Source organism: Chloroflexus islandicus (assembly GCF_001650695.1).
In the GTDB taxonomy this organism is placed as follows: Bacteria; Chloroflexota; Chloroflexia; order Chloroflexales; family Chloroflexaceae; genus Chloroflexus; species Chloroflexus islandicus.
Genome location: NZ_LWQS01000111.1, coordinates 1 through 1,566 on the forward strand (window position 1 = coordinate 1; position 1,566 = coordinate 1,566).

The following is a 1,566-nucleotide window of genomic DNA, read 5'->3' on the forward strand; positions in this document are numbered from 1 at the left end:
CCCCCGATGGGGCCGGGACGGATGCACGAGGGGGGGAATGAGCCGGTGTGGCGCGCCGCACGGCGGTTCGGCCCCCGCCACGTGGCCGGAACGGATGAAGGCAGCGGATGCCATTCACAGACTCGTTGCCCCATTCAGTTGTTACTGTCTGGCCCGCATTACCGCCTGCTCAGCGCCAAATGCGCTTCGTGGAGCAGGCGTTCGGTGGTGTCCCAACCGACGCAGCCATCGGTCAGCGAGACGCCGTATTTGAGGGCGCTGCGGTCGGCGACGAGCGGTTGTTTGCCCTCGAACAGGTTGCTCTCAAGCATCATGCCGATGATTGGCAAGTTCTCTTCAACCATATAGCCGAGCACGGTCTGCCAGACGGCTTCTTGGCGGCGGAAATCGCCGCCGGAGTTGGCGTGGCTGCAATCGATCATCACTGCTGGGGTCAGTTCGGCCTCGCGCATGAGGCGGGTGGCCTGCACGATGTACTCAAGGTGGTAGTTGGGGCCGTGGCGGCCCCCGCGCAAGATCACGAAGCTGTCGGGGTTGCCGGTGGTGCGCACGACGCCGCTGCGGCCATCTTCGTCAATACCGAGGAAGCTGTGCGGTACCGCTGCCGAAACGCAGGCGTTGACAGCGACTTGAATCCCGCCGTCGGTGCCATTCTTGAAACCGACCGGCATCGAGACGCCGCTGGCGAGCGCGCGGTGGGTTTGGGCTTCGCTAGTGCGGGCGCCGATGGTGGCGAGGCTGATCTGATCGTCGAGGTACTGCGGGCTGATTGGGTCGAGCATCTCGGTGGCGACCGGCACCCCCAGTTCATTAATCGCCAGCAACAGTTGGCGGGCAATGCGCAGGCCGGCTCCCATATCGAATGAGCCGTCGAGGTGGGGGTCGTTGATCAGACCGCGCCAACCGACGGTGGTGCGCGGTTTTTCGAGGTAGGTGCGCATCACGATCAGCAACTGATCGCCAAGCGGTTGTTGCAGGGCTTGCAAGCGGCGGGCGTAGTCGAGTGCGGCTTCGGGATCGTGGATCGAGCACGGGCCGACGACCATGATCCGGCGCTGGTCGACGCCGCGCAAGATGCGGCGGATCGCGGCGCGGGCCTCGGCGACGGTCTGGGCCGCGGCGGGGGTGATCGGTAATTCGGTCTTAAGCGCGCGCGGCGGTTGCAACGGCGTCAATTCGCGGACGTGCAGGTTGGCTAACGGTGTTTGGTTCATAGGGCGTATGGTGGGTAAGACAAAAACGCAAAGACATGGGTATGTGCCTTTGCGTCTTCGCGTCCGGTATTCAGATTGCCGTTCCTAGTATACCGTGAATCGCAGCGAGCGCGAAGTGGGCGGAACGGCGTTGCGTTCGCTGCGATAGCCAGTTATTCGCCGGCCATAATGCGCTCGTAGGCGGCGCGCAGCACCGCCGCTTCCTCATTACCAAGCGGCATGAGCGGCAAGCGCAGGGCCGTTTCAGGCAAATTGCTCGTCCATGCCAGTGCAGCTTTGAGGGCGGGCGGGGTATTGATGGGGTTGATCAGGTCACGCACGGCGCTGAGGCGGGCTTGGGCCGCCGAGACAT

Annotated in this window: 1 protein-coding gene and 1 pseudogene; both read right to left on the reverse strand. The window is 64.0% G+C overall.

Features of this window, described 5'->3' with window-relative positions; all coding sequences use genetic code 11:
* Positions 1-158 precede the first annotated feature (158 nt).
* Positions 159-1,214, reverse strand: a complete 1,056-nt coding sequence (locus tag A6A03_RS18775; protein ID WP_066791337.1) for a 3-deoxy-7-phosphoheptulonate synthase — start codon at positions 1,212-1,214, stop codon at positions 159-161.
* A gap of 152 nt (positions 1,215-1,366) precedes the next feature.
* A pseudogene (locus A6A03_RS18780) lies at positions 1,367-1,566 on the reverse strand (dihydrodipicolinate synthase family protein); the annotation flags it as partial.

Bases quoted from the DNA above. Each gene is read 5' to 3' on its own strand.
- A6A03_RS18775 (WP_066791337.1), bottom strand. From the start codon at position 1,214: ATGAACCAAACACCGTTAGCCAACCTGCACGTCCGCGAATTGACGCCG.